This is a genomic window from Allobosea sp. P2_A10 (assembly GCF_056405115.1).
The window spans coordinates 184,768-200,241 of sequence record NZ_JBFUCS010000002.1 but is presented as its reverse complement, the minus strand read 5'-3'; the positions used below and the strand labels follow the sequence as shown (position 1 = coordinate 200,241).

Annotated in this window: 12 protein-coding genes; 8 read left to right on the top strand and 4 right to left on the bottom strand. The window is 66.4% G+C overall.

Translation table 11 applies throughout. From position 1 onward, the window contains the following. Positions 1-137 precede the first annotated feature (137 nt). The 3 genes from mscL to AC1DZY_RS05050 all read left to right on the top strand — a co-directional run bounded on the left by mscL (position 138) and on the right by AC1DZY_RS05050 (position 3,072). A complete protein-coding gene (gene mscL, locus AC1DZY_RS05060) occupies positions 138-560 on the top strand; it encodes a large conductance mechanosensitive channel protein MscL (protein WP_476818985.1) in 423 nt (140 codons plus the stop codon). Between the two features lie 122 nt (positions 561-682). Continuing rightward, positions 683-1,876 carry a pyridoxal phosphate-dependent aminotransferase gene (locus AC1DZY_RS05055; protein WP_476818984.1) on the top strand — a complete coding sequence of 398 codons (1,194 nt, stop codon included), beginning with the start codon at positions 683-685 and terminating at the stop codon, positions 1,874-1,876. A 131-nt stretch (positions 1,877-2,007) separates the two neighbouring features. Then, a complete protein-coding gene (locus tag AC1DZY_RS05050; RefSeq protein WP_476818983.1) occupies positions 2,008-3,072 on the top strand; it encodes an AbrB family transcriptional regulator in 1,065 nt (354 codons plus the stop codon). Between the two features lie 43 nt (positions 3,073-3,115). Here the strand turns inward: AC1DZY_RS05050 and AC1DZY_RS05045 are convergent, their stop codons facing one another. Then, on the bottom strand, positions 3,116-4,705 hold the full coding sequence (locus tag AC1DZY_RS05045) for an ABC transporter substrate-binding protein (protein WP_476818982.1): 1,590 nt from the start codon (positions 4,703-4,705) through the stop codon (positions 3,116-3,118). 232 nt (positions 4,706-4,937) lie between these two features. Here AC1DZY_RS05045 and AC1DZY_RS05040 point away from each other — a divergent pair, with 232 nt between their 5' ends. Next, entirely contained in the window at positions 4,938-6,365 is a 1,428-nt protein-coding gene (locus tag AC1DZY_RS05040; RefSeq protein ID WP_476818981.1) for a protoporphyrinogen/coproporphyrinogen oxidase, read from the top strand. A gap of 16 nt (positions 6,366-6,381) precedes the next feature. Here the strand turns inward: AC1DZY_RS05040 and AC1DZY_RS05035 are convergent, their stop codons facing one another. Together AC1DZY_RS05035 and AC1DZY_RS05030 are read right to left on the bottom strand one after the other, a co-directional pair. Further along, a complete protein-coding gene (locus AC1DZY_RS05035) occupies positions 6,382-7,332 on the bottom strand; it encodes an SMP-30/gluconolactonase/LRE family protein (protein WP_476818980.1) in 951 nt (316 codons plus the stop codon). A 62-nt stretch (positions 7,333-7,394) separates the two neighbouring features. Next, positions 7,395-8,300: a LysR family transcriptional regulator gene (locus tag AC1DZY_RS05030; protein WP_476818979.1), complete on the bottom strand. Its 906-nt coding sequence runs from the start codon at positions 8,298-8,300 to the stop codon at positions 7,395-7,397. A gap of 120 nt (positions 8,301-8,420) precedes the next feature. Between AC1DZY_RS05030 and AC1DZY_RS05025 the strand changes: the two genes are divergently transcribed. The 3 genes from AC1DZY_RS05025 to glcF all read left to right on the top strand — a co-directional run bounded on the left by AC1DZY_RS05025 (position 8,421) and on the right by glcF (position 12,608). After that, positions 8,421-9,857 carry an FAD-linked oxidase C-terminal domain-containing protein gene (locus tag AC1DZY_RS05025; RefSeq protein ID WP_476818978.1) on the top strand — a complete coding sequence of 479 codons (1,437 nt, stop codon included), beginning with the start codon at positions 8,421-8,423 and terminating at the stop codon, positions 9,855-9,857. Further along, positions 9,854-11,041, top strand: a complete 1,188-nt coding sequence (locus AC1DZY_RS05020) for an FAD-binding protein (protein WP_476818977.1) — start codon at positions 9,854-9,856, stop codon at positions 11,039-11,041. The genes AC1DZY_RS05025 and AC1DZY_RS05020 overlap by 4 nt, the downstream gene beginning before the upstream one ends. Positions 11,042-11,234: 193 nt before the next feature. Continuing rightward, on the top strand, positions 11,235-12,608 hold the full coding sequence (gene glcF, locus AC1DZY_RS05015; RefSeq protein WP_476818976.1) for a glycolate oxidase subunit GlcF: 1,374 nt from the start codon (positions 11,235-11,237) through the stop codon (positions 12,606-12,608). Positions 12,609-12,869: 261 nt separating this feature from the next. On the opposite strand, the gene AC1DZY_RS05010 is transcribed toward glcF, so the two are convergent. After that, positions 12,870-13,571, bottom strand: a complete 702-nt coding sequence (locus tag AC1DZY_RS05010) for a DUF3053 family protein (RefSeq protein WP_476818975.1) — start codon at positions 13,569-13,571, stop codon at positions 12,870-12,872. A gap of 153 nt (positions 13,572-13,724) precedes the next feature. Between AC1DZY_RS05010 and hisS the strand changes: the two genes are divergently transcribed. After that, positions 13,725-15,341, top strand: coding sequence for a histidine--tRNA ligase (gene hisS / locus AC1DZY_RS05005; protein WP_476818974.1), 1,617 nt, complete (start codon positions 13,725-13,727; stop codon positions 15,339-15,341). Positions 15,342-15,474 lie beyond the last annotated feature (133 nt).

Sequence of the window (15,474 nt, the reverse complement as noted above, 5' to 3'; positions counted from 1 at the left end):
GGGGTTTGGATGCGGTTTGGCCTGTGATTTGGCGACCAGCCGGGGTTCTATGGTGCGTCCAACTCGGCTAGCGTCGCCGAGAGCGCTTCCTTCCTGTCATCGCGGCGCTCGTCACAGCAGATCATGAGGGGCGTCGCATGCTGAAGGAATTCAAGGAATTTGCCCTCAAGGGCAATGTCGTCGATCTCGCCATCGGCGTGGTCATCGGCGCGGCTTTCGGCAAGATCGTCGACTCGCTCGTGGGCGACATCATCATGCCGATCATCGGCGCGATCCTCGGCGGCCTCGATTTCTCCAACTACTTCGTCGGGCTGAGCAAGGCCGTGACCAACCCGGTTCTCGTCGAGGCCAAGAAGCAGGGCGCGGTGCTGGCCTATGGCTCGTTCCTGACGGTCGCGGTCAATTTCGTGATTATCGCCGCCGTGCTGTTCATGGTCGTCAAGGCGATCAACACGCTCAAGCGCAAGGAAGCCGCTGCCCCGCCGCCGCCCGCCAAGCCGGCCGAGGACGTCGTGCTGCTCGGCGAAATCCGCGATCTGCTGAAGCATAAGCCGGTCTGATCGTCGTCGATCGGTCGAGGCGATTCATCACCGCGACCGATCGACCTGATCTCGCGATTTCATGCCTGCCTGCGCTGCCATCGGCTAAACAGGGGCATCCTGTTTCGCTGAGGTTCTTGCGCATGACCACCACGACCCTGCCGGGCGCCAGCCTGATCGCCGATCTTCGGCCCGAGGCCCGCAATGCGCCCGAAAGCGGTATCGTCGAGGTCGTCAACCATGGCCGCCTGAAGGAAGGCCTGATCCCGCTCTGGGTCGGCGAAGGCGATCTGCCGACGCCTGCCTTCATTGCGCGCGCCGCCAATGCGTCGCTCGCCGCCGGCGAGACCTTCTATACGTGGCAGCGCGGCATACCGGAACTGCGCGAGGCCCTGGCGCGCTATCACGAGACGCTCTACGGCATGCCGTTCTCGTCGGACCGGTTCTTCGTCACCGGCTCGGGCATGCAGGCCGTCCAGATCGCCGCCCGGATGATCGCCGGGCCCGGCGACGAGATCCTGATCCCGACCCCGGCCTGGCCCAATGTCGCAGCCGCGCTGGGCGTCGCAGGGGCCAGCGCCGTCAGCATTCCGATGGACCTCGCCGAAGGCCGTTTCTCGCTCGACCTCGGCAAGGTCGCCGCCGCGATCACGCCCAGGACGCGCGGCATCGCGATCAACTCGCCCGCCAATCCCACGGGCTGGACCGCGACGAGGGACGAACTCGCCGCGATCCTGGCGCTCGCCCGCAAGCATGGGCTCTGGATCATCGCCGACGAGATCTATGCCCGCTTCGTCTATGACGGCCAGGCCCGTGCCGCTTCGTTCCACGACGTCATGGATGCCGAGGACCGTGTTCTGTTCGTCCAGACCTTCTCGAAGAACTGGGCCATGACCGGGTGGCGCGTCGGCTGGATCGAAGCGCCGGCCGCGCTTGGCCAGGTGATCGAGAACATGATCCAGTATTCGACCTCGGGCTCGCCGGTCTTCGTGCAGCGCGCCGCGATCGCTGCCCTGACCGAGGGAGAGCCTTTCGTCGCGGAACAGATCGCGCGCGCCGCGGAAGGCCGCAGGATCATCGCCGAAGGCCTCAAGGCGACCAACCGCGTCTCGCTGGCTGCTCCCGTGGGCGCGTTCTACCAGTTCTTCACCGTCGATGGCCGAACTGATTCGCGTGCGCTCGCCATCGAACTGGTCGACAAGGCCAATGTCGGCCTGGCCCCGGGTACCGCCTTCGGCCCCGGCGGCGAGGCTGGCCTGCGGCTCTGCTTCGCCCGCAAATCCTCCGATCTCGTCGAGGTCGTCTCGCGCCTGCAGACGGCTCTCGCGGCGATCTAGGTTGACCGCGCCCGCAGAGCGCGCAAGGCCGCTCTGCGCCGCCACGGCGCTTCCGAAATTGACCGGGCGGCGCAAGCCGCTCATGAGGGGTGAAAGCGCCGCCGCGTTCCCCGGTGCGCGGCTGGAGTGCGATGACACCCTTCGGTTACCCCTCGACACGGCTGATGATCCTGTGGCGCGAGTCTCTCGTCATCGCGCTGGCGGCATTGGGCGGCGCGTCGCTCGCCCTGTTCGACATCCAGGCCGCATGGCTTTCGGGCTCGATGCTGCTGGTCGCGGTCGTCGGCGTGCTCAGGCCCCTGCCTGACCTGCGCAAGCCCTGGTTCGATTCGACCATGCTGCTTTCGGGCGCGCTGATCGGCTCGGCGGCGACGCCCGAGGCGCTGGCTGCGGCCGCGCGCTATCCCGGGTCGCTCGCCGTGCTCTTCGTTGGCCTGGCCGCGATCATGCTCGCGACGGGGGCCTATCTGCGTTATGTCGCGCGCTGGTCCTGGATCGACGCTCTGCTGGCCGCAGCGCCCGGCGCGCTGTCGGCCGTGATCGCGGTGGCGCAGGCCAAGGGCGCCAATATCGGCAAGATCGCCGTCGTCCAGCTCTTCCGCATTCTCGTCCTCGTCGCCTGCCTGCCGAGCATCATGCAGGCGGCCGGCGACGGCGTGGTCGGGCAGGCTCCTGTCGCACTGGTCGCGGGAGCGGGCCAGATGCTGCTCGTGCTGGCCTGCGGCCTCGTCACAGGTCTCGTCTTCGAGCGCATCGGCGTCACCGCGCCGATCATCCTGGGTTCGACCATGGCGAGCGCGATTCTGCATGGAACCGGCCTGGTCCATGGCACGCTGCCGCCCTCGATCCAGATCGCCGTGCTCGTGCTGCTCGGCGCGGTGATGGGGGGCAGGGTCTCGAATGTGAAGCGCAGCGAACTCGCCGCGCTGTTCCCGCTCGCGATCGGCGGCTTCGTCGTCTCGGTCGCTGTGGCTTTCGCCTTCGCCTGGCCGGCGGCCTGGCTCGCCGGCGTGCCCTACGCGACCGCGATGGCGGCCTTTGCGCCGGGCGGGCTGGAGGCGATGGCGATGCTCGCCTTCGCCATGGGGCTCGACCCGCTCTATGTCGGCGCGCACCATCTGGCGCGCTTCATGCTGCTGGGATTGCTGATGCCGCTGATCGTGTCGAAGATGAAGCCCGAGCCCCCGAAGGCCTGAGCGTTCCACTGTCGTCGCGGCGGAGCTGTCTTTCCCGCGCCTCTCAATCCACCCCGACCGTGGTCAGATCCTGGAACCAGTGCTGGGCCAGGACGAACTTCGTCACCTTCGGCGAGAGCGCATGGGGATTGGTGTCGTGCACCACCCAACCAAGCACTGCGTCGTCGACGATCAGGCTGTGCGCCCTTGCGAGCAGCTCGTCCTGCTTGGCGACGTCGAAGCTCTTGGTCGCCTCGTCGAGGAGAGCATCGACCGCCGGACTCGACCATGTGCCCCAGTTGATGCCGACCGGCGCGACCTGGTTGGAATGGAAGAAGCGGATGATCGCGTAGAACGGATCGGAGGTGACGTAAGCGATGTTGTTGGAGGTGACGTCGGCGTTCATCTCGTCCTTGGCGCCCTTGCGCCAGCGCGTGTAGAGCACCTCGAGCTCGACCACCTTGAACTCGACCTCGATGCCGACATCCTTGAGGTTCTGCTGGATGAATTCGTTCATCGGCAGCGACTGCATCTGGCCCGAGCCGCCCTGTGCGATCACGAAGGTGGTCTTCAGTGGCTTCTGCTTCGAGTAGCCGGCCTCGGCGAGCAGCTTCCTGGCGGCTTCCGGATCGTATTTGATCTGGAAGCTCGGCTTGCCGAACCACGGGCTGGTCGGATCGACCTGACCGCTTGCCGGGCGGGCGAGCCCGTTCAGCAGCGCCACGATGCCGTCGCGGTCGATGGCGAGGTTCAAAGCCTTGCGCAGGCGAACATCCACCCACGGCGAGCCCGGCGCGACCGAGAGATGATAGTTCCAGACATGGGGCGTGACGTTCTCGACGATCCGCATCTTCGCCGATTTGAGCTGCGGTACGGTGTCGGGCGCCGGCGTCTCGATCATGTCGACCTGGCCGGTGATCAGCGCATTGGTCCGCGCCAGCACCTCGGGAATCGGCAGCAGGATCAGACGATCGACCTTGGCGAGGCGCTTCTTGTCGAAGTAATCGGGATTGCGGACGAGTTCGGCGCGTTCGCGCGGCACGAACTTGTCGAGCTTGAACGGCCCGGTGCCCGAAGGCGTCATCGCGAACTTGTCCCAGTCCTTGCCGACCTTCTCGTATTGCGCCGGGCTCGACACGAGGAACCAGAGCATCTGGTAGGGGAAGAAGCTGTCGACCGCCTTGGTGGTGATCTCGACGGTCTTGGGATCGACGACACGATAGCTCGCAATCGAGGGCAGGCGCGGCTTGACCTGCGCGGCCTGGCGGCGGTCGTAATGGGCGGCCTTCTCGTCCAGCACCTTGTCGAGGTTCCAGACCACGGCGGCGGCATCGAGCGTCGAGCCGTCATGAAACTTCACGCCGTCGCGCAGGGTGAAAAGCCATTTCTTCTGGTCGGCCGCATCGACCTTCCATTCGGTCGCGAGCCCCGGCACCAGCTTGCCCGGCCGGTCGGCGATGTCCATCTCCCACGCCACCAGCGGGTCGTAGAGCGTGTAGCCGGTGAACTTGTAGGCGCCGGCGCCGCGATCGGGCTGGCCCGAGGTCAGCGGGATATCGGCGAGCGAGATGCCGTAGCGGACGACCGACTCCGCTTGTGCCGCGTTGGCGAGCGAAAAGGCAAACGCGACGGAGACTGCCAGGAGTTTGAACATGCATGCACCTCTGGGAAGGAAGATGCATGCAGTTCAGCAAGGCGTGTGCCACGCGCGGCGGGGCTGAGCCAGCAAGCCGGCCAATCGGAGAGCCTCGATCACGGTTAACGAATTTCATTATTTTATTCAGCACTTTACGCAATCGCGTGAACGTGATCGCAAGCGCCGTAGAGTAAGGTTCCAAAGGTCTCCCCCCGCCGCTCCGGTCGCGTGGGAGCCATGGGGTCGGGCCGTGAGTTCAGCAAGAATCCGCTCGGGCGTCTGGAGCAAAGTCGTCAAGCCGGTCGCCATCATAGGGGCCGGAATCGCCGGACTCACTGCTGCGCTGGATTTCGAGCGCCGCGGCATTCCCGCCCGTGTCTTCGAGGCCGGCAAATCCATCGGCGGGCTGGCGTCGTCCTTCAAGGACGATAGCGGCTTCACCTATGATTTCGGCGCTCATTTCGTCAGTAATCGCCTGGCTTCCGAGCTCGGCGCGGCCGATATCTGTAGGACGGTTACCCGCTACGGCGAGGCCGTTCAGCTCGAAGGACGCAGCTGCAGCTACCCGCTCGGCCTGCTGGCGCAGCCCCGTTTCGTCGGCAGTGCGCTCGTCGCCAGGCTGGGCAGTGCAAAGCCGGTTTCGACCGCTGCGGACTGGTTCGTGCAGAATTACGGCGAGGCGCTGGCCCGCGAGGTCGCGATCCCGCTCGCCGAGGCCTGGTCGGGCGCATCGGCCGACGAACTCGCCCCGTCGGTCGGCAACAAGTTCGGCTCCGGCATCCTGAAGTCGATCTATCTCAAGGCGGCGGCCCGCGTCACAGGCCGCGCCGTCTGCAACGGCTATTCGCACGAAATGCCGGAGAGCGCGGGGCTCTATCATGTCTATCCCGAGGGCGGCATTGCCAAGCTGCTGGAACCCACCGCGCGCAAGATCGAGCATCTGATCCAGCTGGAATCTCCGGTCGAGAAGATCGTGGTCGAGGGTGGCAAGGTCGCCGCCATCCGCGTTCGGGGCGAGACCGTCCCGGTCGCGGCCGTCGTCAGCACCGCGCCGGTTCATGTCCTGCCGAAGCTGGTCACGGGGACCGATGCGCTCGACGATCTCGCGGCCTTCCGTTACCGGCCGATGATCTTCGTCAACCTGCGTTTCGAGGGGCGCGATCTGCTGCCCGACACGATGCTCTGGGTGCCCGATCGCACCAAGCCGTTCTTCCGGATGACCGAGGCGCCGCACGCCATGCCCTGGCTCGCGCCCGAGGGCCGGACGCAGATCACCTTCGACATCGGCTGCGAGGTCGGCGACGCCTACTGGACGATGCCGAACGAGCAACTCGCGGCGATCTGCCTGGAGGGACTGTGCGAGATCTATCCTCATCTGCGGCGGCTCTATTCCGGGGCCGGCGGCATCCTGCGGACGCCGGTGGCCTATCCGGTCTATCTCGCGGCCTATGAGGAGCGCAGGCAGAGTTTCGCGCGCGATACCGGCGTCGCCGGGCTCTACAGCATCGGCCGCAACGGCGAATTCGCCCATCTCCTGATGGAGGATGTCTATTGGCGGACGCTCAAGCGCACGGCCGCCGTCGCCGAATATCTCGATGCGACGGCCCGCGCGGAGGCTCTGGCCGGCCAGCCACCGGCAAGGCGCAGTGCGCCGGCGAAGCGTTCCAGGGCAGCCTGACCAACCGGCGGGTGCGTCAGCCGCGCCCGCCCGTCTGGGGCCAGCCCGCGCCGTTGGTGTTGGTCATCACGGCATAGAGCGAACTCGTGCCGCAGATGAAGAGGCGGTTGAGCTTCGGCCCGCCCCAGCAGACATTGGCGACGATCTCGGGGATGGCGATCTTTCCGATCAGCGTGCCGTCGGGCGCGAAGATATGGACACCGTCGGCGGCGCTGCTCCAGACCCGCCCGGCGATATCGAGCCGGAAGCCGTCGAAGAGGCCAGCCGTGCAGGTCGCGAAGATGGATGAAGCGCCAAGCGTCGCGCCATCGGGATTGACCGTGCAGGCGCGGATATGGCGCGGACCGTTGGTCGGGTCGTGGCTCGCACCCGTATCGGCGATGTAGAGGATTTTTTCGTCGGGCGAGAAGGCGAGCCCGTTTGGCTTGACGAAATCATCGGAGACGATCGTCAGCGCGCCGCTTTGCCCGTCGATGCGATAGACATGGCACGCGCCGATCTCGCTCTCGGATTTGTCGCCCTCATAGTCGCTGAGGATGCCGTAATCGGGGTCGGTGAACCAGATCGAGCCGTCCGATTTGACCACGAGGTCGTTGGGCGAGTTCAGCCGCCTGCCCTCGAAATGGCTCGCCAGCACGGTGATCGATCCGTCATGCTCGGTGCGCGTCACCTGCCGCCCGCCATGCTCGCAGGTCACCAGCCGGCCCTGGGGATCGACGGTGTTGCCGTTGGCGTTGCGCGCCGGCTGGCGAAATACGCCGACCTGCCCGGTCATCGCGTCGTAGCGCAGCATCCGGTCGTTGGGAATATCCGACCAGACCAGCAGGCCGTGAGCCCGGAACCAGGCCGGCCCCTCGGCCCAGCGCGAGCCGCTCCAGAGCCGTTCGACGCGGGCCGAGCCTGGGATGACACGGTGGAAGCGCGGGTCGAGAACCGTGGTGCCTGTGCCTTCGATGACGCCGAACATGAATTTGATCTCCGCAGTCTTGAGCGCGCGCACCATCGGCGAGCGCGCCCGGCGCGGCAACCCTACAAATCCAGCCCCGCATCCCAATAGGGCGTCGCGCCGTAGAGCTCGCCGAGATAATCGACGAAGGCGCGGACCTTCTGCTCCATGTGCCGGCGGCTTGGATAGACCGCGTAGACCGCGACGCGCCTGCCGACCGAATACTCGGGCAAGACGCGCCGGAGCGCGCCCGATTTCAGCTCCGGCCCGACATCCCAGGTCGAGCGCAGGGCTATGCCCACGCCCGCCAGCAGCGCCTCGCGCACCACTTCGCTCGAATTCGTCCGCAGCGGCCCGTTGACCCTGACCGAGACCGGCCCCGAAGGCCCGTCGAGCCGCCAGTGGTCGGCGTTATGGGCGATCAGGGTGTGGCGGCCGAGATCCTCGATATGCGCCGGCATGCCTGCCGCCGCGAGATAGTCCGGCGCGGCGCAGAGCACGCGGTGGTTGGGCGCGAGCCGCTTTGCGACCAGGCTGGAATCCTGCAGGTCGGCGATGCGGACGGCGAGATCGAAGCCCTCGCCGACGATGTCGACGAAGGCGTCGCTCAGGATCAGGTCGACGCTGACCAGCGGGTTGCCGTCGAGGAACGGTTTGAGATGCGGCGCGATGTGCATCCGCCCGAACGAGGTCGGAGCCGAAACCCGCAGCGTGCCGCGCGCATGGCCCGAGCCGCTCGCGACCCAGGCTTCGGCATCCTCGATCGAGGACAGGATCGAGACGACGCGCTCGTAGAAGCCCTGTCCCGCCTCGGTCAGGGAGAGTTGCCGGGTCGTGCGCTGCAGCAGCCTGACGCCGAGCCGCTCCTCCAGTCTTCGGATACGCTTGGAGATGACGGCCGGCGAAAGCTTCAGCTGCCGTCCTGCCGCCGACATGCTCTTTGCGGTCACCACATGGGCGAAGACGTCTAGATCGCCGAACCGGTCCATCGAAGCCCTGTATCCTCTCGCGATCTTTTCCTAAAAAGAAATAATCATGGACATGAGCCACACTGCAAGCATGCTGGAATTGGTCTAGGGTCTGCGTTGCCCGTCGAGGAGGCCGCCGCCATGTCCGCCATCGCATTTCCAACGCCCGACGCCGGCATTCTCGCGCGCCGCGACCAGATCGTCGCCGGCTTGAGCGCGCTCGTCGCACCCGACGCGCTGATCACCTCCGAGGACGAGCGCCGGCCTTACGAGACCGATGCGCTCACGGCCTATCGGCGCATGCCGCTCGCCGTCGTGCTGCCCTCGACCACGCAGGAGGTCGCGAGCATCCTGAAGTTCTGCAGCGAGCAGGGCGTGCCTGTCATCCCGCGCGGCGCCGGCACCTCGCTCGCCGGCGGCGCGATCCCGCAGGAGGACGCGGTGGTGATCGGCGTCGCCAAGATGAACCGCATCCTCGCTATCGACTACGCCAACCGCACCGCGAAGGTGCAGGCCGGCGTCACCAACCTCGCCGTCACGGCCGACGTTTCGGTCGAGGGCTTCTTCTACGCGCCCGATCCCTCCTCGCAGCTTGCCTGCTCGATCGGCGGCAATATCGGCATGAACTCCGGTGGCGCGCACTGTCTGAAATACGGCGTCACCACCAACAACGTGCTCGGTGCCACGCTGGTCATGCTCGACGGCTCGATCTGCGAGATCGGCGGCGCGCATCTCGATTCAGGTGGCCTCGACATCCTCGGCCTGATCGTCGGCTCGGAGGGCCAACTCGGCATCGTCACCGAGGCGACGGTCCGCATCCTGCGTTCGGCCGAGGGCGCGCGGCCCGTGCTGTTCGGCTTCCCGACCAGCGAGCAGGCCGGCGAGGCGGTCGCCGCCATCATCGGCGCGGGTATCATCCCGGTCGCTATGGAGTTCATGGACAAGCCGGCGATCGATATCTGCGAGGCCTTCGCCCATGCCGGCTATCCCATGGATGTCGAGGCGCTGCTGATCATCGAGGTCGAGGGTTCCGACGCCGAGATGGACGCGCAACTCGCCCGCATCGTCGCGATCGCCCGCGAGCACGGCGTCAAGACGGTCAAGGAGAGCCAGTCGGCGATGGAGTCGGCCGCGATCTGGAAGGGGCGCAAATCCGCCTTCGGCGCCACGGGGCGCATCGCCGACTATATCTGCATGGACGGCACCATTCCGACCGGGCAGTTGCCGCATGTGCTGCGCCGCATGGACGAGATCGTGAAGGGCTACGGGCTTCGCGTCGCCAACGTCTTCCATGCCGGCGACGGCAATCTCCACCCGCTGATCCTTTACAACTGCAACGATCCGGTCGAGGCGCAGAAGGCGGAGGATGCCGGCATGGACATCCTGAAACTCTGCGTCGAGGTCGGCGGCTGCCTGACCGGCGAGCACGGCGTCGGCATCGAGAAGCGCGACCTGATGACCTTCCAGTTCAACGGGGAGGATCTCAACCAGCAGATGCGGGTGAGGGCGGTGTTCGACCGTATGTGGCTGCTGAACCCGGCCAAGGTGTTCCCGCTGGAAGGGCGGATTGCGGCGTGATCGTTCACACTCCCACCACCGAGGCGCAGGCCTGCGCCATCGTCGTCTCCGCTCTCGCCGGTGCGACGCCGCTCTCGATCCAGGGCGGGAACACGCGTTCGGGGCTCGGCCGCCCCTCGCAGGCGGCGAGCACGCTCTGCAGCGCCGGCCTCACCGGCATCACGCTTTACGAACCCGCCGAGATGGTGATCGGCGCGCGCGCCGGTACGCCGCTGTCGCTGGTGCGGAAGACGCTCGCCGATCGTGGCCAGATGCTGCCCTTCGAGCCGATGGACCACCGCCCGCTTTTCGCAACGACCGGCGAGCCGACCATCGGCGCTGTCGCCGCCGGCAACATCTCCGGCCCGCGCCGGATCAATGCGGGCGCGGCGCGCGATTCCCTGATCGGCATCCGTATGGTCAATGGCCGCGGCGAGGCGATCAAGTCCGGCGGGCGCGTGATGAAGAACGTCACGGGGCTGGATCTGGTGAAGCTCGTCTCCGGCAGCCATGGCACGCTCGGCTTTCTCACCGAGGTGATTTTCCGTGTGCTGCCGACGCCCGAGCGGATCGTCACGCTGGTCTGGCGTGGGCTTTCGGACGAGACAGGCGTCGCGCTGCTCTGCGCCGCCCTGGGTTCGCCCTTCGAGCCGATGGCGGCCGCCCATCTGCCGGCCGGCATCGGCGCCGACCACGCCCGTACGCTGCTGCGGCTGGAGAATTTTTCGGCCTCGATCGACTATCGCAAAACCGAACTGGCGGGCCTGCTCCGCGCCCATGGCGCGCCTGAGTTGATCGAGGGCTCGGCCTCCGACACGCTCTGGACCGAGATCCGCGACGCTCGCTTCTTCGCCGGCACGCACGAGGCGGTCTGGCGGCTCTCGCTTGCGCCGACCAACGGGCCGAAAGCGGCGGCCGCTATCATGAACGCGATTCCGCAGGCGCGCTGGTTTTATGACTGGGGCGGCGGGCTGGTCTGGTTGGCGGTCTCCGCGCAGGGCGATGCAGGCGCTGCCGCGATCCGCGCCGCGATCAGGCCGCTCGGCGGCCATGCCACGCTGGTGCGCGCGCCCGATGCGATCCGCGCCAGCGTCGCCGTGTTCGAACCGCTGGCCGAACCGCTGATGCGGGTTACGGCGGGCATCAAGAAGAGCTTCGATCCGGCGGGGATTTTCGAGCCCGGCCGGATGTATGCGGGGATATGAGAGGCGCTGGAAGAACCCTTCTCCCGGATGGGAGAAGGGCAGGGATGAGGGCCTGCCGCCCGGCAGTGAAACGCAACGGAGCCGTTGCGGCCCATCCCGACCGGCAGGCCCTCATCCGACCCTCCGGGCCACCTTCTCCCATCCGGGAGAAGGAAGGATGCGTGGCGGGTGACAGGACGATCAGAGAATAGCGATGCAGACCAACTTCACGCCCGACCATCTCGCCTCCGACCCCCGGCTCCCGGCCTCGGAGAAGATCCTGCGGACCTGCGTGCATTGCGGCTTCTGCACCGCGACCTGCCCGACCTATCTGCTGCTTGGCGACGAACTCGATAGCCCGCGCGGGCGCATCTACCTGATCAAGGACATGCTGGAGAACGGCAAGCCGGCGACCGCGGAGGTGGTCAAGCATGTCGACCGCTGCCTCTCCTGCCTGTCCTGCATGACGACCTGCCCATCGGGCGTGAACTACATGCACCTCGTCGACCATGCCCGCGCCCATATCGAGGAAACGTACCAGCGCGACTGGGCCGAGCGGATGCTGCGGCGCGTGCTCTCAGCGGTCCTGCCGCATCCCGGCCGGTTCAGGCTGGCGATGCTGGCGGCGATGCTGGGCAAGCCTTTCGCCGGCCTGCTCGGGGCGCTGCCGGCCGTCGGTGCGCGGCTGAAGGCGATGCTGGACCTCGCCCCATCAAGCCTTCCGTCGCGTTCGGCCATGGAGGGCCCGAGGAGCTTTCCGGTCGAGGGCGCGCGCACAAGGCGCGTCGCGCTCTTGTCCGGTTGCGCCCAGCCGGTGCTCGACCCTGGCATCAACGAGGCGACGATCCGCCTGCTGACCCGCCATGGCGTCGAGGTCGTGCTGCCCAAGGGAGAGGGCTGCTGCGGCGCGCTCGTCCATCATATGGGCCGCGAACACGATGCGCTGTCGTTTGCGCGCGGCAACATCGACGCCTGGATGGCGGAGATCGACGGGCAGGGGCTCGACGCCATCGTGATCACGGCCTCGGGCTGCGGCACCACGATCAAGGACTACGGCTTCATGTTCCGCAACGAGCCGGCCTATGCGGAGAAGGCGGCGCGGGTGTCCGCGCTGGCGAAAGACGTCACGGAATTCCTCGGAACGCTCGAACTGCGCCCCGTGCGCGATGTCGCCATGCCGATCGCCTATCACTCGGCCTGCTCGATGCAGCATGGCCAGCAGTTGAAGGACGGGCCCAAGCGCCTGCTCGCTGCCGCCGGCTTCAAGGTCAGGGAGGTGCCGGAGGGCCACATCTGCTGTGGCTCGGCCGGCGTCTACAACATCCTCCAGCCCGAGATCGCAGGCCAATTGCGCGCCCGCAAGATCGGCAACATCGAGAAGACGAAGCCGGTGCTGGTCGCCACCGGCAATATCGGCTGCATGACGCAGTTGGCGAAGGGCTTTGCCGACAAGGGCTCGGCCGTGCCGGTCGTCCATACCGCCGAGCTGCTCGACTGGGCGACCGGCGGGCCGCTGCCGGAGAAGCTAGCGAAAGCGGGGATTGCGGATGTGTCGCTCAGGACACCGGCGCTGATTGCAGCGGAGTGAGACCGGGACGTGTCGACTTTCACCCCGAGCCCTCATCCTGAGGAGCGAGCAAAGCTCGCGTCTCGACGGATGAGGGCTGAGTACGTGCTGCCCTGTGATGGAACGGCGCTGTCATTCCGGACAAGCGGCGCAGCCGCGCCGATCCGGAATCCATCATAAAGCGCGGTTCTCTACGATGGATTCCGGGTCTGCGCTTCGCTTCGCCCGGAATGACGGCGTTGTTCCGTATAAACTCAGCGGGTTCCAGGCGAGCAGGATTGGCTATCCCCCATAGACCAGCCGCCGCAGCTTCTGCTGGGCCTCGACCATCGAGCGCTGCTTTGAACTCATCGCCGTCAACGCCGCCTGGACCTTGTCGCGCAGCGCCGCGTTCTGGATCTCGATCTGCGAGCCGTTGAGCTTGATGCCCGGCCGGTTGGCCTCGATCAGCTCTGCCAGCGCCAGAATGGCCGCGAACGCCTCGTCGGTCGGCGGGAAGATCTCGCGGAAGGTCGCGACCGGCTGCGTCACCAGCTTGTCGTAGGTGGCCGCATAGACACTTGCCAGATCCTCCGGCTGCTTCAGCGCGGCCCGTTCGCTTTCGGTCGCCGCCGCCGATTGCTCGAGCGCCTGACGCATGCCGGAGAAGCCGACGCGCACCGCCGCGATGTCGGCTTTACGCATCACCACATCCTCGATCGAGCGCGGCATGCCCTTGGCCATCGCCTCCTGCATCGGCTTGGCGACGGAAGTGTCCATGCGGTCGTGGAAACGGGTGATCACGGCATAGTGGCCGGCATAGTCGCCGAAAGGCTTCTGCTTTTCCGCATCGGGGCGCGGCACGCGCGCACCCTGCTTCGACAGCACGTCCTCTTTCAGGAAGGCGATGAAGGCCTTGCGCTGGTCGGCTTCGCTCGGGCTGCAGGCAGCGAGCGCAAGGCCTGCGACGAGGCAAACAGCAAAAGTCCGCAACCAGCTTGTCATAGCCGTCCTCCTGCCGATGCGGACGATCCTAACCGAATGCCGTCCTTGCGCCTATCACTGCGACATGCTTGCCCCGCCTGCGCCAGCGGGCTAACCCCTCGCGCGACAGATTTGAGCGTCCGCCGACGCCATGAGACCAGAGAACCCAACGCCATGTCGAAGCCCGACAAACTCAAGGCCCGCCAGCCGCGCGGTTTCGTCGACCGTGGACCGGCCGACGTCGCCGCGACCGAGCGCATGCTCGGCGTCATCCGCGACAGCTTTTCGCGCTACGGTTTCGAGCCGGTGGAGACTCCTTTCGTCGAGTTCTCGGATGCGCTCGGAAAATTCCTGCCCGATCAGGACCGGCCCAATGAGGGCGTCTTCTCCTTCCAGGACGATGACGAGCAGTGGCTTTCGCTGCGCTACGATCTGACCGCGCCGCTCGCCCGCTATGTCGCCGAGAACTACGACGCGCTGCCGAAACCCTATCGCAGCTACCGCGCCGGCTACGTCTTCCGCAACGAGAAGCCCGGCCCGGGGCGCTTCCGCCAGTTCATGCAGTTCGACGCCGACATCGTCGGCGCGGGCAGCGTCGCGGCCGACGCCGAGATCTGCATGCTCGCGGCCGATACGATGGAAGCGCTCGGCATCAAACGCGGCGACTACGTCGTCAAGGTCAACAACCGGAAAGTGCTCGACGGCGTGATGGAGGCGATCGACCTCGGCGGTGAGGACAACGCCGGGCGGCGGCTGACCGTGCTGCGGGCGATCGACAAGCTCGACAAGTTCGGGCCCGACGGCGTGCGGCTGCTGTTGGGCGAAGGGCGCAAGGACGAGAGCGGGGATTTTACCAAGGGCGCGGGGCTGGATCCCGACAAGTGCGACTACCTTCTCAAAGTAGTTGGCGCAACAGCTCGTGGTGTTGGCCGCAAAGACATCGAATTCAAGAACCGTCCTTGGGATGATATGGCGTCAGGCGATAGTGACCAAGGCGTCGAACGTCGGATCGACAACAGTATGACGATTGCATTCTGGCAGGGTATCCTAGCTCAAAATGCCTTGGCTACTGAAGGTGTTGACGAGCTTCACGCGATACGCAGCCTTTGTGAGGCGGCTGGCTACGGCAGTAGCCGAATCCAGATCGACCCCTCCGTCGTCCGTGGCCTCGAATACTACACCGGCCCGGTCTACGAGGTTGAACTGACCTTCCCGGTCACCAATGACGACGGCCAAATCGTGCGCTTCGGCTCCGTCGCCGGCGGCGGGCGTTATGACGGCCTCGTCGGCCGCTTCCGGCCCGAGCCGGTGCCGGCGACCGGCTTCTCGATCGGCGTCTCGCGACTTTATTCGGCGCTGAAGGCGGTCAAATCGCCCATCGTCGATGCCAAGGCCGAGCTGCCGCTCGTCGTCGTCACGGCGATGGACAACAAGTCGCCCGAGCACATGCCGGGCTATCAGGCGATGGTCTCCGCGCTGCGCCACGCCAAGGACGACAGCGGAAAACCGCTGCTGCGCGCCGATCTCTATCTCGGCTCGTCGGGCTTCAACGCCCAGATGAAATACGCCGACAAGCGCGGCGCGGTCTGCGCGGTGATCCAGGGCTCGTCCGAGCGCGAGGCAGGCACCGTCATCGTCAAGGACCTGATCCTCGGCGCGGAGCTCGCGGCGGCCGGTCGCGAGGTCAAGGATTCCGCCGAGCACAAGGAGCGGCAGGCGCAGGCGCAGTTCGCCGTGCCGGTGGCGGAGCTGGTCGAGGGGGTGAAAAAGGTCTTGGCGCGGTATCGGTGAGGCGCTGGAAGAACCCCTCTCCTGTAAGGAGAGGGGCAGGGGTGAGGTGACGGACGTTTCGGGAGTGGCCTAAACGGGCGCGCGGAAGGGTTGTGCCGCGCTGGTTTATGGGCCTTCCCCTCACCCCTGCCCC